General features: G+C 56.0%; 23 protein-coding genes. All 23 read right to left on the reverse strand.

From position 1 onward, the window contains the following. Positions 1-67 precede the first annotated feature (67 nt). The gene (gene cysE / locus V9G17_03470) at positions 68-718 is read right to left on the reverse strand and encodes a serine O-acetyltransferase (protein ID MEI2751635.1); all 651 of its coding nucleotides are present in this window, start codon (positions 716-718) and stop codon (positions 68-70) included. A 39-nt stretch (positions 719-757) separates the two neighbouring features. Beyond that, positions 758-1,240 (reverse strand): 2-C-methyl-D-erythritol 2,4-cyclodiphosphate synthase, encoded by a 483-nt coding sequence (ispF, locus tag V9G17_03475; protein MEI2751636.1) that lies wholly within the window; start codon positions 1,238-1,240, stop codon positions 758-760. After that, entirely contained in the window at positions 1,237-2,052 is an 816-nt protein-coding gene (gene ispD, locus V9G17_03480) for a 2-C-methyl-D-erythritol 4-phosphate cytidylyltransferase (protein MEI2751637.1), read from the reverse strand. The genes ispF and ispD overlap by 4 nt, the downstream gene beginning before the upstream one ends. Continuing rightward, positions 2,053-3,078 (reverse strand): PIN domain-containing protein, encoded by a 1,026-nt coding sequence (locus tag V9G17_03485; protein ID MEI2751638.1) that lies wholly within the window; start codon positions 3,076-3,078, stop codon positions 2,053-2,055. Positions 3,079-3,128: 50 nt separating this feature from the next. Next, positions 3,129-4,673 carry a DegQ family serine endoprotease gene (locus V9G17_03490; protein ID MEI2751639.1) on the reverse strand — a complete coding sequence of 515 codons (1,545 nt, stop codon included), beginning with the start codon at positions 4,671-4,673 and terminating at the stop codon, positions 3,129-3,131. A gap of 27 nt (positions 4,674-4,700) precedes the next feature. Continuing rightward, on the reverse strand, positions 4,701-5,624 hold the full coding sequence (locus V9G17_03495) for a class I fructose-bisphosphate aldolase (protein ID MEI2751640.1): 924 nt from the start codon (positions 5,622-5,624) through the stop codon (positions 4,701-4,703). 36 nt (positions 5,625-5,660) lie between these two features. Beyond that, positions 5,661-6,659 carry a class 1 fructose-bisphosphatase gene (gene fbp / locus V9G17_03500; protein ID MEI2751641.1) on the reverse strand — a complete coding sequence of 333 codons (999 nt, stop codon included), beginning with the start codon at positions 6,657-6,659 and terminating at the stop codon, positions 5,661-5,663. 133 nt (positions 6,660-6,792) lie between these two features. Continuing rightward, the gene (locus tag V9G17_03505) at positions 6,793-7,623 is read right to left on the reverse strand and encodes a DUF3108 domain-containing protein (GenBank protein ID MEI2751642.1); all 831 of its coding nucleotides are present in this window, start codon (positions 7,621-7,623) and stop codon (positions 6,793-6,795) included. Then, on the reverse strand, positions 7,607-9,007 hold the full coding sequence (locus tag V9G17_03510) for a phosphomannomutase/phosphoglucomutase (protein ID MEI2751643.1): 1,401 nt from the start codon (positions 9,005-9,007) through the stop codon (positions 7,607-7,609). Before V9G17_03510 ends, V9G17_03505 begins: the two co-directional genes overlap by 17 nt. Positions 9,008-9,088: 81 nt before the next feature. Further along, the gene (locus tag V9G17_03515; GenBank protein ID MEI2751644.1) at positions 9,089-10,540 is read right to left on the reverse strand and encodes a mannose-1-phosphate guanylyltransferase/mannose-6-phosphate isomerase; all 1,452 of its coding nucleotides are present in this window, start codon (positions 10,538-10,540) and stop codon (positions 9,089-9,091) included. A 41-nt stretch (positions 10,541-10,581) separates the two neighbouring features. Further along, complete coding sequence (locus tag V9G17_03520; protein ID MEI2751645.1) at positions 10,582-11,121, reverse strand: HAD-IIIA family hydrolase; 540 nt, start codon at positions 11,119-11,121, stop codon at positions 10,582-10,584. Between the two features lie 100 nt (positions 11,122-11,221). Beyond that, entirely contained in the window at positions 11,222-12,622 is a 1,401-nt protein-coding gene (locus V9G17_03525) for an undecaprenyl-phosphate glucose phosphotransferase (protein ID MEI2751646.1), read from the reverse strand. Between the two features lie 7 nt (positions 12,623-12,629). After that, entirely contained in the window at positions 12,630-13,805 is a 1,176-nt protein-coding gene (locus tag V9G17_03530; protein MEI2751647.1) for a glycosyltransferase, read from the reverse strand. A 66-nt stretch (positions 13,806-13,871) separates the two neighbouring features. After that, entirely contained in the window at positions 13,872-14,954 is a 1,083-nt protein-coding gene (locus V9G17_03535; protein ID MEI2751648.1) for a glycosyltransferase, read from the reverse strand. Positions 14,955-14,977: 23 nt separating this feature from the next. Continuing rightward, on the reverse strand, positions 14,978-15,820 hold the full coding sequence (locus tag V9G17_03540) for a glycosyltransferase family 2 protein (protein MEI2751649.1): 843 nt from the start codon (positions 15,818-15,820) through the stop codon (positions 14,978-14,980). Between the two features lie 15 nt (positions 15,821-15,835). Continuing rightward, complete coding sequence (locus V9G17_03545; GenBank protein MEI2751650.1) at positions 15,836-16,753, reverse strand: glycosyltransferase family 2 protein; 918 nt, start codon at positions 16,751-16,753, stop codon at positions 15,836-15,838. Between the two features lie 226 nt (positions 16,754-16,979). Continuing rightward, complete coding sequence (locus V9G17_03550) at positions 16,980-17,540, reverse strand: hypothetical protein (GenBank protein ID MEI2751651.1); 561 nt, start codon at positions 17,538-17,540, stop codon at positions 16,980-16,982. A gap of 455 nt (positions 17,541-17,995) precedes the next feature. After that, on the reverse strand, positions 17,996-19,138 hold the full coding sequence (locus V9G17_03555) for a DegT/DnrJ/EryC1/StrS family aminotransferase (protein MEI2751652.1): 1,143 nt from the start codon (positions 19,136-19,138) through the stop codon (positions 17,996-17,998). A gap of 11 nt (positions 19,139-19,149) precedes the next feature. Further along, on the reverse strand, positions 19,150-20,139 hold the full coding sequence (locus V9G17_03560) for a GDP-mannose 4,6-dehydratase (GenBank protein MEI2751653.1): 990 nt from the start codon (positions 20,137-20,139) through the stop codon (positions 19,150-19,152). Further along, positions 20,136-20,864 carry a class I SAM-dependent methyltransferase gene (locus V9G17_03565; protein ID MEI2751654.1) on the reverse strand — a complete coding sequence of 243 codons (729 nt, stop codon included), beginning with the start codon at positions 20,862-20,864 and terminating at the stop codon, positions 20,136-20,138. The genes V9G17_03560 and V9G17_03565 overlap by 4 nt, the downstream gene beginning before the upstream one ends. A 4-nt stretch (positions 20,865-20,868) precedes the next feature. Beyond that, the gene (locus V9G17_03570) at positions 20,869-21,681 is read right to left on the reverse strand and encodes a methyltransferase, TIGR04325 family (GenBank protein MEI2751655.1); all 813 of its coding nucleotides are present in this window, start codon (positions 21,679-21,681) and stop codon (positions 20,869-20,871) included. A gap of 3 nt (positions 21,682-21,684) precedes the next feature. After that, positions 21,685-22,596, reverse strand: a complete 912-nt coding sequence (locus V9G17_03575; protein MEI2751656.1) for a hypothetical protein — start codon at positions 22,594-22,596, stop codon at positions 21,685-21,687. Between the two features lie 2 nt (positions 22,597-22,598). Next, positions 22,599-23,303 carry an FkbM family methyltransferase gene (locus V9G17_03580; protein ID MEI2751657.1) on the reverse strand — a complete coding sequence of 235 codons (705 nt, stop codon included), beginning with the start codon at positions 23,301-23,303 and terminating at the stop codon, positions 22,599-22,601. Positions 23,304-23,315: the final 12 nt, after the last annotated feature.

Raw genomic sequence — 23,315 nt, forward strand, 5'->3', positions numbered from 1 at the left:
ACCCCCCGGCGCCACCGCACGGCCGCGCCGGGGGGTAACCAGGGTCACATCGACGCGGAATGGGACCCTAGCGAGGGTTGTGGGAATCTCGATTGTCGAGTTTCTTCCGTAACTCGATGAGTTCTAGTTCGAGAGCGGCAAATCGATCGGCGGTCGGATCCGGCATATTGGTGTGGTCCATGGTCGCATCGGGAAGCCGCTCCCCTTGCGACTTGATGATCCTGGCCGGCACTCCGATCACGGTGGAGTTCGGCGGCACGGACTTCAAGACAACGGAATTCGCGCCGATTTTCACGTTGTCGCCGATCGTAATCCCGCCGAGAATTTTTGCCCCCGCCCCAACGACTACGTGACTGCCGAGCGTCGGGTGACGCTTGCCACGCTCCTTCCCCGTTCCACCGAGGGTCACGCCCTGAAACAGGGTGACATTGTCCCCGACCTCAGCCGTTTCTCCGATCACCACACCCATGCCGTGATCGATAAAAAACCGCTCCCCGATCTTCGCCGAAGGATGAATCTCAATTCCTGTCAGCCAGCGGGCTAGTTGAGAAATCGCGCGGGGGAGGAACGGCACACGACGCCCTTTGAGCCAATGCGCGAGGCGGTACGCCAACAAGGCGTGAAATCCTGCGTAGGTCAAAATGACTTCGAGCCGGCTGGTGGCGGCCGGGTCTCGGTCGAAAATCGCTTGGAGGTCCTGGGAGATGGTCTTGAACATACGTGATATCAGAGTCAACAGCCGGCCGAACGCTACGCGCTAGGCCCGCTCGATCAGGCAGACGGCCTGTGCCGCGACCGCTTCTTCTCGCCCGACCGCATCCAACCCTTCGCCGCTTTTGACTTTGACATTCACCAGATCCGGATCCACGTGCAGCACCCCGGCGATGATCTTCTGCATGGCCGCCAGATGCGGGCTCAGCCGCGGCGCCTGCGCGATGATCGTGCTATCCACATTCGCCAGACGATAACCCTTCGCACGCAGCTTCTCGACGACATCTTCAAGCAACTTGAGGCTCGAAATATTCTTAAATCGCTGATCCGAACTCGGATAGTGGCGTCCGAGATCGCCTTCCCCCATCGCCCCGAGCAGCGCGTCGCAGATAGCATGCACCAGGGCATCGGAATCGGAATGCCCTTGCAGGCCTTTGTGATGGGGAATTTCGAGTCCACCCAGAATCAATTTGCGCCCGGCGACCAACGGATGAATATCCCAACCACATCCCACGCGTACACCCGTCATTCTGCACTCCTTGCCGCCGTTCGTGAGCCGAGAATCGCTTCTCCGATCACGAGATCTTCCGGCCTCGTCACCTTGATATTGTCGCCACTCCCCTCGACCACCACGACCGGTTTTCCGATCAATTCCACGAGGTGAGCGTCATCCGTCGCTTGTACGCCACCCAACAATGCCTTGTGATGGCCTTCTTCCAGCCAGGCACGGCGGAACGCCTGCGGGGTCTGTGCCAACCACAGGGGCCGGCGATCAACCGTCCGCTCGATCACTCCGCCTGCGCCCACATATTTCACCGTATCGCGCATCGGCAGCGCAATAATGGCCGCCCCATGCTCCGCCGCCGCGGCCACGACTCTCCGGATCATGTCCTCGGTCAGAAACGGCCGCACCGCGTCGTGGACCAGGACAATCTCCGTATCCTGGCTCACTTCGGCCAGCGCATGCCGCACCGAATCCTGCCGCTGCTCCCCCCCGGCCACAACCTTTGTCACCTTCCCAAACTCACCCGTCGCCACAATATGGTCGAGGCAATATTGGCGGTCAGACTGAGGAACGGCCAGGATGATCTCATGGATAACCGGGGAAGCTTGGAGCACCAGGAGGGACTGCGCGAGAATCGGCCGTCCCCCGAGGGCGAGAAACTGCTTGGGGATATGGCCGCCCATGCGAAGTCCACGACCGGCCGCCGGAACCAAGGCGACCGTGCGAGGACCTGACCACGGCAGCGTCGCGTCACGAGAGGACACCGGCACACTCACGAATGCCACAACAGGACGAGGCCAGAGGTGGCCACCCGCCTCCCAGTCCTTCGCACCCACTTACCCACGCGCAACCTGATACTCTTCTCGTTCGGAGTCTTCCTTCAAACGGGTGAAGATCATGCGCCCTGCCGTTGTCTGAAGCACACTGGTCACGGTCACATCCACATTGCGACCGATACAGCGCCGCGCATTGTCCACGACGATCATCGTCCCGTCATCGAGATAAGCGACGCCCTGACCGGCCTCTTTGCCTTCCTTCAACACAAACACCCGAATGGTTTCACCCGGCAATACGACCGGTCGCAGCGCATTACACAGCTCATTGATGTTCAGAACCCGCACGCCCTGCAATTCGGCGACTTTGTTCAAATTCAAGTCATTGGTGACGATGCGCCCCCCAACCTTCTTGGCCAACACCACGAGCTTGGCGTCCACTTCCTTGACGTGGGGGAAATCTTCTTCGATGATCCGGACATCGACGCCCGGCATTTTCTGAATCTTGTTGAGAATATCCAACCCGCGGCGCCCGCGTGCCCGTTTCAAAGAATCCGATGAGTCTGCAATGTGCTGTAATTCATTCAAAATGAAATGGGGAACCAGAAACGGCCCCTCCAGAAACCCTGTCTCGCACAGATCGGCAACCCGGCCGTCGATGATCACGCTGGTGTCCAACACTTTGAGGCTCGCATGGGAAGTCCCGGCTACCGACGGCCCCTGATCCAGACCAGGAAACTGTTCATTGCCGAACCGCGCGCCCATGGCGAGGCCCAAATAGGGCAATCCCAAGAGAAAGACTAACCCACCGATATGAAAGAGGAAGGTCTCCACATCGAAGACCGCGCTCCCGACCCACTCCACCAAACCGGTAAGAATAAGACCGCCGGCGAGACCTACTGCACCACCGACAATAATACCGAATGACAGTCTGCGGAGCGCATATTCGCCAGCCAGGATGAGTCCGCCGGCCACCGCCCCCATCCCCAGCCCCATCAACAAGAACTCGCGACTTGGATCCTGGGCCCGCAGAAACAAGGCCATACCGGCAAGAGCGCTGAGAAGAACAAATATGGCCCGTATTACCATACTGTTTGCCTCCTCTCTGTGATCAACCCCGAACGGACGATCCGGAGCAATCACGGCCTCAGTGTCAGATAAATGGCTCGCCCCTGCCGTCTCAACAGGAGCAATACCGCCTGGTCTTTCGGCAAATTGGCGGCGGTATGTTCGTACGCCTTCATGGTCCCCACTGCTTTGCGATTCACCTCCAGAACAAGATCGCCCTCACGCACACCGGCCTCTTCTGCAGGACTCCCTGCCTTCACCCTGACGACGATGACGCCATGATCACTCGACTTCAATCCATACCGGCCGGCCAATTCCGTATTCAGTTCTTTCACCTCGAAATCGGAGAGGAGTCCGGCGGGAGCCACCGATTCCGCCCCCTCCTCGACTCCGGCTTGTGCCAGGTTCTTCGGCTGCTCGGCAATGGTCAATTCGATGGACTTCGGCTTTTTTTCGCGGATGATCTTGACCGTCACCTTTTTCCCCACCACCGTCTGGGCAACGGCGTTCCGCAGGTGCGCCGGCGAATCCATCGGTTTGCCATCGTAGTCGACAATGACATCCCCGCGCTCAAACCCGGCCTTCTTGGCAGGGCTGTCATCCAGGATGTCGCTGACGAGAACGCCCTTCACGTCTTTCGGCACGCCGAACTGGGAAGACAATTCGGGTGTGAGCTCCTGAATCGAGACCCCCAGCCACCCTCGCACGACTTTGCCATGCTGGATCAACTGGTCCATGATCGAATGGGCCATGTTGCTCGGAACGGCAAATCCGATTCCCATGTTCCCGCCGCTTTGACTATAGATGGCCGTGTTGATGCCGACCAGTTCGCCGCGCACATTCACCAGGGCACCGCCGGAATTCCCCGGATTGATCGCCGCATCGGTCTGAATGAAATCTTCGTATTCGGCAATCCCAGCCGCGCGGCCGAGGGCGCTGACGATTCCCAACGTGACTGTCTGCGTCAATCCGAACGGGTTGCCGACGGCGAGAACAAATTCACCGACCTCAAGTTTGTCGGAATCAGCCCACGCCACGGTCGGCAGTCCACTGGTCTCGATTTTCAGCACGGCGACGTCAGTCTTGGCATCCGTTCCGACCAGCTTGGCCTTGAACTCTCGCTTATCGGACAGGAACACCTTGATCTCATCGGCCTTGTTGACCACGTGATTGTTCGTGATGATGAGGCCGTTCGAATCGACAATGACGCCGGATCCCAACCCTCGTTCCTTGCGTTCCTTGGGCGCTTCGAATCGCTTCATCCATTCTTCGCCGAAAAACCGTCTAAAAAACGGATCGTCGAACGGAGTGCCCTTCCCTTCCTCATTCGATCCGTTCCGTGTCGCAAAAATGTTCACCACGGCCGGCTTCACGACTTTGGCGACATCGACAAAACTCTGGCCACCCGCACCGGGCAGCGTAGGCTGCACGGCCGTGGAGACCGGCGTCGCGACGGGAGCAGGACTCGGTTGAGGAACCGCATGCCCGGTCGGCAGCCATCCGAGATCGGAGGTCAGGATGACTCCGATCAGGACTCCTGCAATCACGAGGAGTCCTGGGACGATCCAGGGACGTCTCGCAGGTGGCTGCGCTGAAGGAATACGAAAGTCGTTCATCGTGCTCCCAGTCGAAAGGGACGCCGCTTACGGCTTTTCCCCGGCATACAATCCCATGATGGTGTTCAAGAACTTGACGGCCTCCGCCTTAGGACGCTGGAAAGAATTCCGGCCGATGATGGATCCGAATCCACCGCCGTCACGAATTGCGCGCACTTCTTCGAACACCGTTTTCTCATCGCTCTTGGCGCCGCCGGAGAAGATGACGATCCGGCGTCCATCGAACGAACTCTGCACGATATGCTTGACCCGCTCCGCCAACGTCCCGAGCGGCACCTTTTCGGCCTCATACACCTTCTTCGCCGCCGCTTGCTCCAAATGGGCCGTGGGCAGTTTGACCTTGATGATATGGGCGCCCAACTGCGCGGCAATCTGCGCGGCGTAGGCAACCACGTCGAGAGCCGTTTCACCTTCCTTGCTCAATCCTGACCCACGCGGGTAGGACCAGACCACGACGGCCAACCCGCAGCTCTTGGCTTCTTCCGCAATCGCCCGCAACTGCTCATACATCGCGTTGCAATGAGACGAGCCCGGATAGATCGTAAACCCAACCGCCGAACAACCCAGCCGCAAGGCATCCCGCACGCTGCCCGTCACGGCCGACAGCGGATCCTTCTCGTCATGCAGCGTATCGTGGTTGTTGACTTTGAGGATAAGCGGAATCCGCCCGGCAAAATGACTCGCCCCGGCTTCGATGAACCCGAGGGGCGCCGCGTACGCGTTGCATCCGGCATCCAATGCCAATTGAAAATGGTAATGTGGATTGTAGCCGCCGGCATTGGGGGCAAAACTTCTGGCCGGCCCATGCTCGAACCCCTGATCCACCGGAAGAATCACCAATTTCCCCGTACCCGCCAGCTTGCCATGATTCAGCAGGCGGGCAATGTTCGTCTTCGTCCCCGCATTGTCACTCTCGTACCAACTCAGGATTTCCTGGACCCGATTGCTCATAATCATCCTCCCAACAAACGTCTGTCACATGACTCGTTACGCACGTCCTTGTATGTAGGCTTCCGCCTGGCCGACATCCTCGGCACTCCCGATGATCAACGGCACCCTCTGATGGAGGGTCTTCGGTTCCACATCGAGAATACGCGTCAACCCTGTCGTCGCGCTGCCACCAGCCTGCTCCACGACCATGGCGAGCGGATTCCCCTCGTACATCAAGCGCAGTTTTCCCTCCGGCTTCGCCGTCTCACCCGGATACAGATAGACGCCGCCACCCAAGAGGATGCGATGCACATCCGCAACCAAACACCCGCTGTACCGACCGCTATAGGGACGCCCGGTCGCCTTATCCTGCACTTTCAGATAATCGAGATATTTCTGTGTGCCGGCGGGCCAACGGTGGTAGTTCCCCTCGTTGACTGAATAGACCTTGCCCTTTTTAGGAATTCGAATGTTCTCATTCGACAGGAGATATTCACCGATGGAGGGTTCGAGCGTGAAGCCATGCACCCCCTGCCCGACAGTGAATACCAGCATCGTGCTCGCCCCATACAACACATACCCAGCGGCAATCTGCTGAGTGCCTTTTTGAAGCAACTCGTCTTCAACCCCCCGGCGCGCCCCCACCTGCGACCGGCGGATGGAGAAAATTGCGCCCAATGGCATATTGACATCGGTATTAGAGGATCCGTCCAGCGGATCGACCAAGAGCATGTACTTGGCCCCCTCGTGAACCATTTTCAGGGGTTGTTCCATTTCTTCAGAAGCCAGAACGCACACGAGCCCGCTTTGTTCGAATACGCGAACAAAGGTATCATTCGCGATCTGATCGAGCTTCTTGACCACCTCGCCCTGAATATTCGTCTCTCCGGTGGTGCCGAGGATCTGGTTCAATCCGGCCCTGCGTAAGTCATGCGCAATCATTTTGCCGACGAGACCGATTTGGGTCAGCAGCACAGAGAATTCGCCGGTCGCTTCGGGATGCGCGGCCTGTTGTTCAATAATAAAACGGCTCAATGTAATGGGAAATTTTGCCATGCGTAGGAATCCTTGTGGAGCGGACGACGACAAGTCAACATGAAGAGGGCCTCGGACAGAGCCGAAGCCCTCCCCACGAACTCGGCGTGAGTATAGCGGTTTTCGTCCGGACGAGCAAACCAAGGCGGGGATATTAGGAGGGTGACGCCGGTCCGTACCCATCAGTCAGTTCGGCCACAATCGACCCGACGACGACCTTGGCCTTCATTCTGACGGGTATCCGATGCTCATCGTTGGTGAACCAGACACGAATATTGCCTTCATTCAGGAAAATCCCCTGAAACGGCATGATGACCACCACCCGGGCCGTCTGCCGTTTCCCCCATACCCCCTCTACGGTTTCAAGGGCTTCGACCCTGACCTCCATCTTGTAGTTTTTCTTATCGTGATGGACGGTCATCGCCAGTGACGCCCCGGGCACAAACGGCAGCACCTTGCGTACGTAATAGAGACAAGACATGGCGTCCTGCGCATCGGGAGGGATCGGGAGTTCGTCGGTTTTCCCATCCTTGACCGCGGTCACCAGCCCTTCAGCATGCCGAAACGTATAGTCGAAATCATTGAACCGCTTGCCCTCCCGACGGGCAAACGTCATGTGCCTGGGGAGGAACGAATCGAGATCGACGATGGACACGCCTCGATTATCGACCGGATAGAACTTCGTAACGGTCGGACTTGATCGGGCGGTCATGGCCAGGGTGAGTTGCTGACGCCCCCCCTCGCCCGACGTTCCCTCCACGACCATGGTCGCAAGTCCCGCGCGCATCCCCAACCAGGTCACGTCATAGGACAATCGCTCCCCGTTCGCAAACGGAAGCGGGGCAGAAGCGAGGACTTGCCCATCTATGATCGCGTGAGAAGGAGATGGGCTTAAATGAAGAACTGTCGTCAGGATGAGAGCGATGAGCAGCAACACCGGATGGAACCCGGCAGGGAAGAACGGCGCGTTACGCCGACAGCACACGTCTGGCCTGCGCAAGCTCGGTTTCAATGGTCGCACGAATCACATCCAATCGGGCCGGCGACGGGGCTTCAAACCGGAGGACCAGCGCAGGCTGAGTATTGGAGGCTCGAATCAACCCCCAGCCGTCTTCGAAAATCGCACGCACCCCGTCGATTGTCACCAACTCACGCAGACGAAGATTCGAGGCGCCGACCGGCTTGCCGGCATTGAGATAGGTCGTTAATTGCATGCGCACCTGATCGACCAATTGGAATTTCAACGTGTCGGGGCAATCGACGCGAATCTCCGGCGTCACCGTCGTCGGAGGAAGGTCGGCGACGAGGCTGGAGAGAGACTGCTTGGTCTTGGCCAGAATCTCAACCAATCGGCAAGACGCATAGATGGCATCGTCGAATCCGAAATACCGATCGGCAAAAAACATATGCCCGGACATTTCGCCGGCGAGAACCGCCGACTCCGCCTTGAGCTTGGCCTTCATCAGCGAATGGCCGGTTTTCCACATGATCGGACGGCCGCCCTTCGCGGCAATGTCGTCGTACAAACATTGCGAGGCCTTGACCTCGGAGATAAAGGTGGTGCCCGGGCGCTGGGTCAGGATATCCCGCGCGTAGACAATCATCAGACGGTCTCCCCACAGGATCTCTCCCCGCTCATCGACCGCGCCGATCCGGTCGGCATCACCGTCATACCCAATGCCGACATCGGCCTTCTGCTCACGCACCGTTGCGATCAGGTCCTGCAGATTTTCCACCACGGTGGGGTCAGGATGGTGGTTGGGGAATCGCCCATCCAACTCGTCATAGAGGCCGGTCACGCGGCAGCCCATTTGCTCAAGCGCCTGCTTCGCGACCAACGACGCCGCACCATTGCCGCAATCGATCACGACATGAAGATGGTCGGCCCGCACGCCGGCAAAGTTCGTTTTGAGATGCTGTAAGTAGTCCGGGATGATGGGGTGAGAGGAAAGGCGTCCGGTACCGGTGGAGAATCGACCGGCTTCCATGATGCGCCGCAGCCGCTGAATCTCTTCGCCGTGAATCGCTTCTTTTCCGATGCAGATTTTAAAGCCGTTGTACTCGGCCGCATTGTGGCTGCCGGTGATCATGATGCCACCGTCCACCGGCAAGGTGAACAACGAGAAGTAGAGGAGCGGCGAGGCGCAGAGCCCCAAATCCACCACATCCAGCCCACCGGCGAGCAAGCCTCGAAGCAACGCCTCCTGCAACCCGGGCGAGCTCAATCGCCCATCGCGCCCCAAGCTGATTCGCACCGCCCCCTGCTCACGCGCCATGGTCGCGTAGGCACGGCCCACCTGCTCGGCGATGGCTTCCGTGAGTTCTTCTCCGACAATGCCCCTGAGATCATATTCGCGAAACAGCGCCATGCCTTACTCCGGGTACGAGGTTCGATGTGGTGAACTGCTGATTGGTCGAGACAGGTAGGGCACAATCGCCCCACTCACACGTCACCGTGTAGACGTTCGGCCATAGTCGTCCTGAAACCGCACGATGTCATCTTCCCCGAGATAGGGGCCGTTTTGGACTTCAATAATATGGAGCGTCTCCGTGCCCAGATTTTCCAGACGATGGGGTGTCTCGACAGGGATTGCCGTGCTCTGCCCCACGCGGAGATCCAGCAGCTCTTCGCCTCTCGTCACCCGCGCGGTCCCGGCGATCACCACCCAGTGCTCACTGCGCTTGTGGTGGAGTTGGAGAGACAGCCGCCCGCCCGGATTCACCGTCACGCGTTTGACCTTATATCCAAGACCTTCTTCCAAGACCGTGTAGGATCCCCATGGACGAAACACGGTCACGTGCTCCAGATGCTCGGGCGCGCCCTGCTGCTTGAGAATCTCGACCATCTGCTTCACGTCTTGTGAGCGCGATTTCGGACAGATCAACGTGGCATCGGGCGTATCAACCACCACCATGTCCGAGAGTCCGATCGTCGCGACGACCCGGCGATCGGCATAAAGCACGGAGTTGGTACTGTCCATATCCACGACGCGCCCACTGACGACGTTGCCGGCCTTATCGCGTGGAGCCACTTCCTCGAGGCTGCTCCAATTGCCCACATCTGACCATCCGAATCCGACCGGGATCATCGCCGCATTAGCCGACAGCTCCATCACGCCGTTATCAATCGACACCGAGGGCACCTTCTTATACGCGGCCTCGACCACTCCCGGCTCGGCACCCGATGCCATCAGGGCATGGACGCGCTGAATCGCCCTGGCCAGCTGCGGCTGGTGCGCCTGAATTTCCTCCAGAATCGTGGACGCCTTCCAGAGAAACATCCCACTGTTCCAGTAGAAATTGCCGTTCTTGAGATACTGCGCGGCCTTGGTCCGATTTGGCTTCTCGACAAAACGCGCGACCGGATGGCCCGTCAGCCGCCCCTTCTTGGCCAGCGATTTTCGTCGATTGGGCTGAATATACCCATAACCCGTTTCCGGCCTGGTCGGCTTGATGCCGAACGTCACCAGATGCCCCTGGGCCGCCAATTGCGCACCCAATGCCACCGCCGCCTTGAACGCCGGCTCCCCCGTCACCACATGATCCGCCGGCAGGACCAGCATCATCGCATGTGGGTCGCGCAACAGCAGCTCGGCAGCCACCAATGCGATGGCCGGCGCGGTATTGCGACCGACCGGTTCGATCACGTAGTTGTCACGCAACTGGGACTTCCACTCTCCCAATTGCACACGAATCGAATCCGCCTGGCCGGGATTGGTGGAGATGATGACCTGTTCGGGCTTCGCGCAGGAGAGGACACGCCGCATCGTCTGTTGAATCAGCGTCTCATTGCCGATGATCCGCAGCAATTGCTTCGGGTAGAGATGCCTACTCAACGGCCAGAAGCGGGTGCCGCTGCCGCCGGCCAAAATGACCGGATAGAGATGTTCCATCATATCCATGGAGCGCCCTTCACTTTCGGCATCACGTGAATGTGAGCGGCTTAACGTGGCTGTTGAGCCGCCAAAATGAGATCGGCCACTTCCCGGACGGCACCTTCTCCGCCCTTTTTCTTGCACACGTATCGAACCGTTTTAAGAACCGGCGGCATGCCATCGGCCGGCGCCGCTGAAAACCCGACGGCGCCAAGCGCCTGCAGATCGTTCACATCATCACCGATATAGGCGACTTGATCCAGAGAAAAACCATGTCGCGCCACCAGCTCCTTGAGCACGGCCAATTTGTCATATACGCCCTGATGCACTTCAGGAATCGTTAGTTTTTGTGCACGACGCATCACGATTTTGGTCGACTCTTGCGTAATGATGGCCGTCACAAGGCCGGCCTTCTGCAGGAGCTTGATCCCCATCCCGTCATGCGTATTGAACTTTTTCCATTCGTCACCGGATTCGGAGTAGTACATGCCGGCGTCGGTCAAGACGCCGTCGACATCCGTTGCAAAGAGTCGGATCCCCCGAAGGATCCGTTGCAGAGAAGCACGCGACTTCGCGGGGTGTGTTGTGCGGCGTTGTATGCTGGGCATGCAGAGGCTTTCGACTTTGGCGATGTTAACAAGTCATTGGGCGAAACTCAAGAAAACTCCCCATGGAGGAGCGGCCGGTGCCGGACGGCGGCCACCGCGATCAGTAGGCATGCCGGTGGATAAATCCTCGCCACAACGTCAGCAGCATAATCTTACAATCGAACCAAATCGACCAATGCTCGATGTAGTACAAATCGTGTTCAATCCGTTTCTCCAGCGACGTGTTGCCACGCCAGCCGTTGATTTGCGCCCACCCGGTAATGCCGGCTTTCATCTTATGCCGTAGCATATACTGCGGCAACGTCTCACGAAATCGCGCAATGAACTCAGGCCGCTCCGGTCTGGGGCCGACAATGCTCATCTCCCCGCGCAAGACGTTCCAGAATTGCGGTAACTCGTCCAAACTCGTTCGCCGCAGGAACGCGCCGATCGGTGTCCGGCGATCGTCGTTGGGTTGCGTCCAGACCGGACCGGTTTCCGACTCTGCATCCGGTTTCATGGACCGGAACTTCAACATTTCGAAGGCCTGCCCGTCCAACCCCATGCGAAGCTGCCGGAAGAAGATCGGACCAGGAGAAGTGAATTTCACCAGGCCTGCGACCGCGCAGAACAGCGGCGCAAACAAGATCAGGGCGGCCGAGGCACCGACCACATCCAACATCCGCTTGACCACCAGATTCCATCCGTGCAGCGGCGACCCTTGCAACGTGATGAGCGGGAGCCCTTCGAACATCTCGGCTTCCGCCCGCAGACTTACAAATTCACACATGGCGGGTAAGACTTTAACCTCCACCATGGTGGTAGCCAGGAACGTAAACATTTTCTCAGCCCACCGCTCATCCTCCGGCGGCAAACAGACAAACACGATATCGACGCTGGACTGGACACGCGCCTGAAGATCATCGTACTGCCCGACCACCGGCACCCCATCGATCCGCTCACCCATCTTCCGGGCATCGGCGCTCAAAAAACCATTGACCTTCACCCCCAGTTCCGGATGCTGAGCGAGCGCATCCACCACGCGGCGCCCCAGGCGGCTCGTGCCGATCACCAGCGCATGACGCTGGTTGTAGCCCTGCCGACGGAAGAATCGCAGCACTTCCCTGAACAAGACCCTCGAAAATCCCAACACGACGAGATTCAAGAGCCAGAAAAAGAGCAACACGAGCCGGGAGTATTCGTACTGCCGCAAGAAAAACGTGAGCGCCACAAGGATCAGCACCGACAGCGTATTCGCCTTCGCCACATCGAGAAACTCCGACAACCGCGTCCCCATCCGCCGCGGCCGATAGAGGTCGAAGGCCTGGAACGACATGCCCCAGACGGCGATGATCGGAACCAGCAACAGCAGATAGATCCGGAGAGGAGGAATACCCTTAGTGGCAGGCTCCACGATCTCGGAGAAACGCAGGTAGTACGCGCCGACCCAGCAGGCGCAGATCAGCCCGAGGTCGATACAGAACAACAGACTCTTGAGGAATTGGGAGTGGCGTTTGAGCATGCTCCCCCTATGAAGCCGTGCCGGTCAGCGCCTTCATCGCGAAGGCTTTCATGCGCTCCTTGAACAGCCGGCGGTCGAAGACGGCCACGTGCGTGCGAATCGACTGCGGATCGAATTCGGCGCGGTGATGTTCAAACGCCTCCAGTGCCCCTACGAGCGACGCGGTGGTCTGCTCGAAAAAAAACACGCCGGTCGCGACAGGGCCGGGAGGGTTCGAACCCGCATGAGCGGCCGACCACAATCCCCCCTCTCCTGGCACCCCTGCGGCCAGGGGAGATACCGTCTCCAGGGCGCCGCCTCGGCCGAACGCAATCACCGGTTTTCCGCAGGCCATGGCCTCGAGCGGGACAATACCAAAATCTTCCTCACCTGGAAAGAGCAGCGCTTGGCACCGTGCGTAATGGTCTCGCACCACTTCGTCCGGCTGCCAACCGAGAAACTCGATCGTCGGACCGGCTAACGTTCGCAACCTCGACTCTTCCTGCCCCTTGCCGATGATCTTCAATCGCCGCTTCATAAGATTACACGCCTGAATGGCGAGATCAACCCGTTTGTACGGAGCAAATGCCGTGACCATGAGATAGAAGTCCTCGGATTGTTGCGCGACTTCAAATGCGTGCCAATCCACAGGCGGATGCACGACGGCCGCCGGCCGTCCATAGTACCGCTGCACCTTGGCGGCGATGTTATGGGAGTTGGCCACGAACTCATCCACTCGCGCGGCGGATGCCACATCCCAGGCCTGCAAGCGCTCGCGGAACACCCCCATCCCCAATCGTGCTACGAGTCCCGATCGCCCGCCGCCGGCATAATTGTCGAACTGATCCCACACATACCGCATGGGCGCATGAATGTAGCAGAGATGTTTCGCGCCCGCCGGCGGGCGGATGCCCTTGGCCGCGCAATGGCTCGAACTCAGGATCAGATCGTAGGACTCCAGCTGCAACCGCTCAATGGCCAACGGAAACAACGGAAGATAGTATCGGTAGTATCGCGCCGCCAGCGGCATCGACTGAATGAAACTGGTCGTGATTCGATGGCGCTCGATGGTGGGAGACACGCTGCCTTGAAGGTGCAACAGCGTATAGAGATCGGCCTCAGGAAACAGTTCGCAGAACGCCTCCAGGCACCGCTCGCCCCCCCGCATCCCGGTCAGCCAGTCGTGGACAATGGCAACTTTCATGTCGACGTCATGTCGACATACACTACTGGAAGGCAATGCCGGCAATGATGCTCCTCATGAATACCTTCACACGGTTTGACCAAACCGAGCGATTCCCTCGTATACCTCTCGCACTCGAGACAACATCGTCTCCTCAGAAAATATTTCGGTTACCCGCTTGCGTGCCTCATTCACAAGATTGGCTCGCAAGCGTTCATCCTCGCAAACCCGTTTGACCGCCAGCGCAATGGCTGTCGATGTACGGTCCGGAACGAGGACACCGCTTTTACCATCCTCAATTATTTCTCTCATCCCCCCTACGTCAGTGGTCACAACAGGAACACCAATCCTCATCGCCTCCAGAGGAACCAGTGGCAATCCTTCCCACCGCGACGTCATTACCAATAGGTGAAGATCTCTCATTACGTTCATAGTTTCCTCATGTGAGAGACCTCCTCGCATCGTCACACGATCTGCCAAACCTTTGCGCGCGATTTCTTTCTGGACAGTTATTTCTAGCGAACCTGCCCCAATGATCACGGCTCGATAGTGGGGAAGTTCCCTCAAACTGTCCAGAAAGAGAAGCGGGTCCTTCGGTGGTTCGAGGCGACCTACAAAACCGATGAGGCACTGCCGACCTTGAGCACCAACCGTCACCGAAGGGCAGGGGATCCCGTTGTGAATCACACAATTAGGCGTGTTCCCTGACAATAATCGATAGGTTTTGGCGAGGTTCTGGTCGAACCGCGAGACGAAGATCACATGATTCGCGCGGTTCAAAGCAAGTCGCTCTGCACCTGCAGCCAACCACCGAAACGGAAACGGTTTATGTGCAAAATGGAACCCGTGAACGGTATAGACCGAGGGAACGGCGTTCCCTGCGAGTGCCTGAAAGAATGCAGCACGACCGCCGTGAACATGGACGACATGTGGCTTCACGGACCTCAGAACTTTTTGGAGTCGAAAGGGAACACGGGGATCCAGTCGACCTGAGAAAAAGTCTAGCCCAACGCACGGGATACCCATCTCTCCCGCTTTTCGGGAAAGGTACGAGTCTCGCTGGGTTACGAGATAGAGTGACATGCTGTCTTTGAGCCCGCGCAGAATCTGCAGCACATGGTTGGTCCCTCCACCAACATCTCCGGACGCAATAATCTGTAACACTCTCATGTTTGAGTCTCATGTGTGGGCACTTACACCTTTGATCTCCAACCTTCGAACCTGCCACACAAGGCATTCCAGTGATAGTAGGCTTTTGTCCACTCTCCTCTTACAAGGCTCACGAGTGCTCCCCCAAGTGGCCGGATCAAATAGTATGCAATAAACCACAGTGGGAAATGGTGCTTTTTCCAGACTCTCCCGATTCCCGCACCATAGGTATACGCCCGTTTAGCCATTTCCTCCAATCCCTGGTCGAATGGATTAGGATGAAAGACTTGAATCTCCGGCAAGTAGAGTATGTTGAATCCGGCCCTAATTGCTCTGACAGGATAATCGATGTCCTCTCCTCCCACCCAAGGGGTCCCAGCGCCCGGCCCCATCATTTCATCAAAGCCTCCAATTGTTTCTACGACTTTTCGTTTGAGAAAAATTGTAAAGGTACATGTTCTCCTCCACACGTTCGTCAAAGACACAAGACCAGTTGTCTCATCAAATCTCGAATAGGCACTCATCTGCCCATCTTGGCTTATGACGCGACCTGTCACACCATCACAGTGACCTTGCTCAAGTAATCGAATTACATTTTGCAAGAGGTCATGGGGGTACCAACAATCATCATCGGGAAATCCCACGATGTCTCCCGTTATTTTCTGAATTCCCGCATTGCGAGCTCGCGAAACACCAAGGGGCGAAGTCAGATGGATAATCGTCAAACGATCACAAAATGAAGCAATCACATTCTCGAGCCGATCATCAAGATTCTGATCAACAACAATCAATTCAAAATTCCTGTAGGTCTGGTCGTCTAACGAAGTCAACAATCTATGCAATTCGGATGTTCGCCCAACAGTTGCGACAATCAAGGAAAATTTCATGGACGGTATCTTGGGTTAATGGCTTTTACCAGTCGTAATTCTTCGGAGAAGAATAGCCATGAAGGTAACCGACCACGATGGCTTATACTCTCGTCCACGTCTCGCATAGCTCAGCGCTAATGTATAGTTCCTCTCACGCAGTGCCCGTAAAGCAGCTTCGGCTGTCGTTCTGGCATGCCATTTTCGACAGAATGGCTCTACCGGTTCGCGCTGGCTATTTGTACGTATATGCTCTTCCGCAATTTCCAAATACTCGTTGAGCATCCTCAGGCGATGAGGACTATTATGACTAAAAGTCAACGACCCCGAGTGAGCCCGATAGTGATACAACACCCTCGGTATTCCGACACTCTCGATCCCCGCCAAGGTCGCACGAATGAGAAACTCTCGATCAGCAGCAATACGAAAACGCGTCTCATAGAGTCCGATTTTTTCATAGACCCTCTTTCTGAAAAAGCGGGCATTCGTCATGGCCGGACCAATGGTCACATTTTCAAATGAAAGCTCCAAATCCTTGGGACCCATATATTGACCAATAATACGCTTCTCTCCCCTCGAGCCATGCTCAAATACCTCCACGCCTCCACAAACTGCATCGGCAGCAGGCATCGCCATGAACTTTTCAGCTATCTGCCCAAACATCAACTTTTCATACAAGTCATCACAATTGAGATGCCCGATGATATCCCCACTGCTTAACCGCACCCCCTTATTGAGTGCGTCGTAGAGGCCTCGATCAGGCTCACTGATCACGCGTAGATGTGGATACTTACCGACAACATCAAGCGTCCCGTCAGTCGAACCACCATCGACGATAATATGTTCAATCCGAGGATAACCCTGATCAAGGACGCTCTGAATGGCTTCCTCGATGAACCGACGTCCATTGAGACATGGTGTGACGATCGAGATGAGGGGCAGCTGAGAGATCATTTCATATACCAACCGTGAGAACTATTCGTTATGAGACTCCTCCTGGAAGCTCGACTCGTAAAGTAAAATCGCCGACACCAAGACATTCAAATACTCCTGGTGTAAACACCTGACTCACCCAGAGTACTGAGGCCCAAGGACAACTCATTCTCTCTCATGGAAAGACGCAAAACTACTTCAACCGTACAGCGATGATCAATTTACGCTGTCGACAGCAGCCACAGCCCTAGAGCACTCGTCCGTTCACCCGGATAAGATACTGCCCCATAATAGTCTCGCGAGACATCTTCAACCACCGCCGCAGGCCACGTAGATATCGCATCACGCCAGTTCGTTGGCTGCCACCACGCTCCAGTATCATCACCGAAGCAGCGCCGTCAGGTAGTGCCTGCAACTCAGCCTCGATCGCCGTTAATTCGCGAATGTACGGCGCGAAAATACCACGGCGTATAGCTGTCGAGGGTTTGACCTGATAGTCGAGCAAGTTAGGTTCGTAGAGCCACGACCAAATCCGTTTGAATCCGTGAAAGTGAAAACAAACGAGCGGCTTGTCGTCAATCTGAACTCCGGCACGCGACTGAGACACCATGACTCCGCCGAGGTTCCAGGGAGCCGCATTCAGACCGGGATGGTTAAGTACCACCGTGCCTGAAAAACGGCTCGGCCACTCGTCCAGATACTTCTGATCTGCAAACCGACCGTCCTCGTATCGATCGTAACACCAGTCGAGACATTGCTGCCGCCACCATGCCAAGCAGTCCAAACCGGCTTGATCGTTTCGGAACATGAGCCATCCAACGTTGTAACGTCCATACTTTTCCAGATGAAGTAACGGCACAGGAAACCTATGGCCAGAGATTCCGATAGAGTGCGTGTTGAACTCTCTAAAGATCGGCTCAACGTCTGAAAAGAGGTACATGTCCGCATCAAGATACGTAATAATATCAATCTCCGTGTCACACCGGAGAATGTACAACGGAAGGGACGGAGAACATGTGAAGTAGTACTCGATCCTCGATCGCGCCCCTTTCGTAGCCAGCAATTCTGGATCCGCCCGTTCAAACTCTTCTATCGTGATTAATCGAACTTGTGGGAGGTGAAGTCGAACCAGCAGGTCATAGCATCCAGCATCCATACAGAGAATCCAGAGCTGAAACGAAGAACAGGTCCGCACAAGTGAGCGGTATAGAGCGATGCCTCGAGGCAGATAATTCCGGTCAAAATACGTACAAAAATGACGCATCACCTAGGCCGATGATCTTCCTTGAGCCACGACAGAATCAAATCACCGACCCGACGAACCTGATCAGAGGTCAGGTGTGGATGCATGGGAAGGCTTAGGATTTCTTGGCAGATCCGCTCGGTTGCCGCAAGTCCGCTCTGTGTCAACACGCGATCGCGGTAAGCCGGCTGTTGATGAATCGGTACAGGATAGTGAATGAGCGTTCCTACAGAATGCGCCCCCAAGAACTGTTTCAATTCATCACGTCGGGGACTACGGATCACATACTGGTGGTACACGTGCGTGAAGCTAGGGCTGCAGTGCGGCAAAATGAGCTGGGGCACCGACAACATTGAATCGTACTGCCGGGCCACCTCCTGCCGTTTCGCATTGTCCTCGTCGAGAAACTGGAGTTTCACACGCAGGATGGCAGCCTGTAGCTCGTCGAGTCTGGAGTTAGCTCCGGGGACTTCACTGATATAGCGTTCCCGCCAACCATATTCACGAAACAATGTGGCACGTTCAGCCAGTTCCGGATCGTTCGTCACTACGGCACCACCATCCCCTAGTGCCCCCAGATTCTTGGTTGGATAAAAGCTGAATGCGGCCAGATGGCCCCACGTACCTGTCTTTCGCCCATCTATCGAAGCTCCGTGGGATTGCGCACAATCCTCGATCACCTTCAAATTGAATCGCTCCGCAACGCTCATGATCGTGGGCATATCCGCGGGATGACCGTAGAGATGGACTGGGATCAGCGCTTTGATGCGCAACGATGGGTTGGCCTGTATCGCCGCCTCAAGCCGATTTGGATCGAGGGTGTAGCTCAGGGGGGCGACATCGACAAGGAGGGGAATCGCACCGGCCAACTCGATTGCGGCAACCGTAGCCACAGCAGTATGAGACACCGTGATGACGGCGTCACCTGGGCCGATGCCACAGGCACGCAGAGCCACATGCAACGCCTCTGTGCCGCTTCCTACACCGATGGCGAAACGAGCGCCCAAAAAGGAGGCAAACTCCTGCTCGAATGCAATGACCTCTGGCCCCAGGATATACCGGCCACCGGAGAGGACCCGCTGGATCGCCTGATCAATCTCTGGTCGCCGAGCAAGGTAATCCGCCAGCGGGTTGGCGGCAGGAATAGCAGAGGAATCCGACACAGTGGTCCTTGTCAAAGATAGTGCGCGAGATGCGCACGGTAGAATTCAACCGTCTGATGGAGCCCTTGCTCTAAGGAAACCTTTGGTCCCCATCCAAGCGTCGATTGAATTTTCTCAAAATTCGCATAGTAGTCACCGATATCAATACGTTTCCTTTCACCAGGAAACGATCGCAGGACATAGCTTCCCCCACCGGTAACCTTCACAAGCAGATCAGCAAGGTCCTTGAGAGTAATTGCCAACTCTCCGCCCAGGTTGAACACTTGCCCGTTAGCCTCTTCACTGACCGCGACCAGAAGCATCGCATCGACAACATCACTCACGAATGAAAAATCCCGTATCTGCTGCCCCTCCCACACTTCAAACGGCTTACCCTCAACAAGCAAACGAATCCATACCCCTAAGAAGGTCTGCTTGGCATCTTTGATCCGCATCCTGGGCCCATACGTATTGGTGAGTCTCAAGGCACACGAGCGAATGTCATACACGTTGTTGTAGAGAATGTGGTACCACTCTCCGGCCATCTTGTTAATCCCATTCACATCAACCGGACGAAGAAGGTGCTTTTCATCCACCGGCAGATAGTCCGGCTTTCCATAGATCTGCCTGGTACTCGCAAACACAATCTTAATCTTTGGTTGATAGCGTCGGCAGACCTCCAAGATCGACAGCTGAGCGCGACAATTGATCTCCAAATCCGTGTACGGATTTTCCATAGAGTCAAGATGACTTGTCTGCCCAGCCAGATTGAACAGAAAATCCTGGCCTTGAATGAGATGGCGGAAACTGTGCTCATCCCGAACATCAGAAATATTCACCCGGATGTTTCGTTCAATATCGGTGACATTGAACAAATTGCCGCCATACTCTGGGACGAGACTGTCAACCACTGTCACACTGGCACCCCTTCGGACAAGTTCTCGAGCCAGGTTGGAGCCAATAAACCCCATTCCTCCCGTAATCAACACCTTGGAGCCGGAAAAATCGCCAGACTCCGTCATTTGTGATCTACTTTCTTTGCCAAGATGACATTGTCGAGATACAGATCAGGATTTGAAGGAGTCATGAATCGACCTATGGCACCCAAAAGATTGATAGGCGCCATCAACAACAATGTACTGAAGAGATTGAGATACTGGTTTCTGTGGACCGTAACTTTATAGAGATAGGCATTTACGAGCTGACAGAGAACTCGAACATCGCTCATAGTCTTGACATGCTCCACGACCTCAAAACCAGCACTCGTGATGAGGGCGAGGAGGCCAAAAGAGGAATAACGGGCATAATCATACGGCTGTTCATGCTCATCCCAAACAAATGGCACTGTCAGTAGCAAATGTCCGCCCGGCTTGAGCACTCGATTCAGTTCACGCACAAATTCCGTGGGTGTGAACACATGCTCCAAGACCTGGTTACACACGAGCGAATCAAAACTTTCAGAATCGAACGGAAAGGCTTGGCCACCATAAAACACATCTGCCTGCTTGTGAGCACGATTCTCCGGCGTATCAAGCTCCATACCAATGTACTCAACGGCCTTAAATAAGGGTCGATAGGGTTGACTCCCGCAGCCAACATCTAGGACGCGTCCCGTGATATGGGGGGTAAGGCGACAGACACTCTCATATAACCCCTTCCTCGCAAAATAAAACGGGTTGATGAACAGCCCGGGAAGGCCGGGACGCATCATCTGAGCATCATAGTACCGCTTCAGACTAGTCAACATAGAGCTAAGAACTTCGGTCCAGGATGAAACCACGAAGCTCAAACGGGCCTCGATCGCTCTGCAACGATCCCTCTGATTCCTGAAATGAAGCAACAAGTCGATACTGGGGCGCGAAGGCCTCGAGAAATTTGGCCACAGCAAATATCCAACAGGGATAACTTGCCTTATAAATCGAGGGAGGAACAATCTGGACCGTGAGGACATCCTGAATGGCGTCCGCACAGGGCGTTCGCGCAATCAGCATACTGTTCGCTCCGATGGAACAAGCCTCCCGGATGAGATCGTAGGGGTGCTCGACATACTGCACCACACTCGACAACAACACGACGTCAGGGGCTTCTGGCTTCACGGCTTCCTCTATCGTGTAAAAAAAATTCAGCTCGCCATCTGCAAACTCGGCCCGCCCCGATTCGACAATTCGAGACTGCTCGACGATATTCCACCGCACGGACGCCAGAGGGGGCTGGAACGCCTTGAATTGTCGGTAGACCGTTCCGAATGATCCGCCGATATCCAACACGCGCAGGTGTCCACCTCGTGCACATGCGGCACGCAAGAGACCGGCCAAGAGAGGGTAATAGAACTCCACGTGATCAAACAGCACAGAATCACGTTCGTACGCAGCCTCCCCCATCTTGACCTTCAGCGCCGCGACTCTGGACTTCCTAAAAATGGCTTCATCGTCATACCCGGATGAGGCAGCACGCGCAGCCTCCCAAGTTGGAAACAGCCCCTGAAACCGAATATCATCAGCACGAAACCCTCGATAGGCATTGAGAATAGCCGGCGGGATCCAGGACTTGATTACTCGCTTCATTCCTCAGATCCCTCCGGCATGGTCGCCAACCATTCCTCGTAGGCGTGCCCAGATCCGCCGAGGCACGGAGGGTCGTAACGACTTCAGCATCCGAATAAATGCTTGGCGCGCAGGCTGACTTTCCTCAATCGGAATATCCCTTACTACAACTGGCCTCCCCCAAGAAATATGCACAAATTCGTCGGCACGCCCCCCATGTGTTCCACTACCGTCGGTTCCGATATTTTGCACCTGAGATGAGCCCGGGTACAGTGTAAGGAGACCTTCCAGGAATGCCGCCGCATGCCAACGGATCGCCCAGGAGTCATTCCGTCCACCGACCTGGTCCTCGAGCATTTTCATGTAGGGATACACACCATCCATATCAAACGCACGTGCGAGTCCCCGCTCAGAAAGTCTAGTCAACAGCTTCGCTCCATCCGGCTCAAAAAGCCGCCACCCTCGCGCCCACGTGGCCCATCCCCAACAATCCGCACCACGGAGGAAGAATGTTTCCGGCAGCTGGCAGCTCACGGGATAGGAATAGCCGTGGATACTGACTACTTCGGAAACATTCAGGTACCATTCCAATGCCGCATTCATATACTGCAGGAAATGCGGACCCGGGAGCACATCGTCCTCCAATACAATCACACGTCCATATCGTTCCACCAAATCAGTGACCCCGGTCACGATTGAACGAGCCAGCCCCAAGTTAACAGACTGTTCGACGACGGTGACGGAACGAAACCCTGTGAGCCCCCGAAGCAGTGCCCGGACAGCAGACACATCTTCGTTCACGAGCGAGTTCTTAGCCCCGTCGGAGAACACAAAAAGATCTGACTCCCGTGCTTCGCGGTTATTCTTCAGGCCTTCGAGGACTCGTCCCGTATGCTCAGGACGCTTATAGACGAACAAGGCAATCGGCGCTAGCACTGCTATCTCGGGTTCTTTTGGTCCAAATAGATGAAGGTATTGACCGTCTTCGCAAATAAGCCGTACCCATGCTCCGAGACATACCGGTGCATCGGATTTGTCTCCAGAGCAGTCAACGATGACTGTAATGACTCAACGAGAACGCAATATGGACGAAACCTGTCCCAATCATTCGACCGAATCACATTTAGATCGACCCCTTCAGCATCCACCGACAACACATCGATGACCTGTCCCTTCGGCAGATGCTGCTCAAACACTTGCCGAAGCGGCTGTACGGGAATGAGTGTCGACGCGATCAGCTGATAGCCGTCCCGCACCTCCCGATCACGGGCCAGCTGCTCATCAAATGTATTTAGCGCAGACTCGTTGAATTGGAAGAATCGGAGGCTGCCGCACTCCTCGGCAATACCGATCATCAGGTTGACGTCACGCCGACGCCATTGTCCGAACAACCGCATGGCTTCCGGATTGGGATCAATATTGATCCCTCGCCAGCCACGTCGAGAGAGCAAATACGTATTGGAGAACCGGAACGGATGATGGGCACCAACATCGACATAAAACCCATGCCGCTGTCCCTCAAATAGGCGATTCAACACAAGGTCCTCACCCTCTTGAGCATACGAGCACTGCACTTCGGGGCGAACTGCCCGCACGATGGAATACACAACAGTGCTCAGGCAATTGACGAAGAAGTCACGCATAGCGTCTCAATA

The sequence above is a fragment of the Nitrospira sp. genome, assembly GCA_037045225.1.
Taxonomy (GTDB): Bacteria; Nitrospirota; Nitrospiria; order Nitrospirales; family Nitrospiraceae; genus Nitrospira_A.

Coding starts and splice junctions, on each gene's coding strand:
- V9G17_03540 (MEI2751649.1), bottom strand. CDS start 15,820: ATGAAATTTTCCTTGATTGTCGCAACTGTTGGGCGAACATCCGAATTG.
- V9G17_03490 (MEI2751639.1), bottom strand. CDS start 4,673: ATGAACGACTTTCGTATTCCTTCAGCGCAGCCACCTGCGAGACGTCCC.
- V9G17_03520 (MEI2751645.1), bottom strand. CDS start 11,121: ATGCCCAGCATACAACGCCGCACAACACACCCCGCGAAGTCGCGTGCT.
- V9G17_03515 (MEI2751644.1), bottom strand. CDS start 10,540: ATGGATATGATGGAACATCTCTATCCGGTCATTTTGGCCGGCGGCAGC.
- fbp (MEI2751641.1), bottom strand. CDS start 6,659: ATGGCAAAATTTCCCATTACATTGAGCCGTTTTATTATTGAACAACAG.
- V9G17_03535 (MEI2751648.1), bottom strand. CDS start 14,954: ATGAGAGTGTTACAGATTATTGCGTCCGGAGATGTTGGTGGAGGGACC.
- V9G17_03545 (MEI2751650.1), bottom strand. CDS start 16,753: ATGATCTCTCAGCTGCCCCTCATCTCGATCGTCACACCATGTCTCAAT.
- V9G17_03570 (MEI2751655.1), bottom strand. CDS start 21,681: ATGAAGCGAGTAATCAAGTCCTGGATCCCGCCGGCTATTCTCAATGCC.
- V9G17_03525 (MEI2751646.1), bottom strand. CDS start 12,622: ATGCTCAAACGCCACTCCCAATTCCTCAAGAGTCTGTTGTTCTGTATC.
- V9G17_03485 (MEI2751638.1), bottom strand. CDS start 3,078: ATGGTAATACGGGCCATATTTGTTCTTCTCAGCGCTCTTGCCGGTATG.
- V9G17_03550 (MEI2751651.1), bottom strand. CDS start 17,540: ATGTTCCGAAACGATCAAGCCGGTTTGGACTGCTTGGCATGGTGGCGG.
- V9G17_03560 (MEI2751653.1), bottom strand. CDS start 20,139: ATGACGGAGTCTGGCGATTTTTCCGGCTCCAAGGTGTTGATTACGGGA.
- V9G17_03495 (MEI2751640.1), bottom strand. CDS start 5,624: ATGAGCAATCGGGTCCAGGAAATCCTGAGTTGGTACGAGAGTGACAAT.
- V9G17_03565 (MEI2751654.1), bottom strand. CDS start 20,864: ATGTTGACTAGTCTGAAGCGGTACTATGATGCTCAGATGATGCGTCCC.
- cysE (MEI2751635.1), bottom strand. CDS start 718: ATGTTCAAGACCATCTCCCAGGACCTCCAAGCGATTTTCGACCGAGAC.
- V9G17_03530 (MEI2751647.1), bottom strand. CDS start 13,805: ATGAAAGTTGCCATTGTCCACGACTGGCTGACCGGGATGCGGGGGGGC.
- ispF (MEI2751636.1), bottom strand. CDS start 1,240: ATGACGGGTGTACGCGTGGGATGTGGTTGGGATATTCATCCGTTGGTC.
- V9G17_03510 (MEI2751643.1), bottom strand. CDS start 9,007: ATGGCGCTGTTTCGCGAATATGATCTCAGGGGCATTGTCGGAGAAGAA.
- V9G17_03580 (MEI2751657.1), bottom strand. CDS start 23,303: ATGCGTGACTTCTTCGTCAATTGCCTGAGCACTGTTGTGTATTCCATC.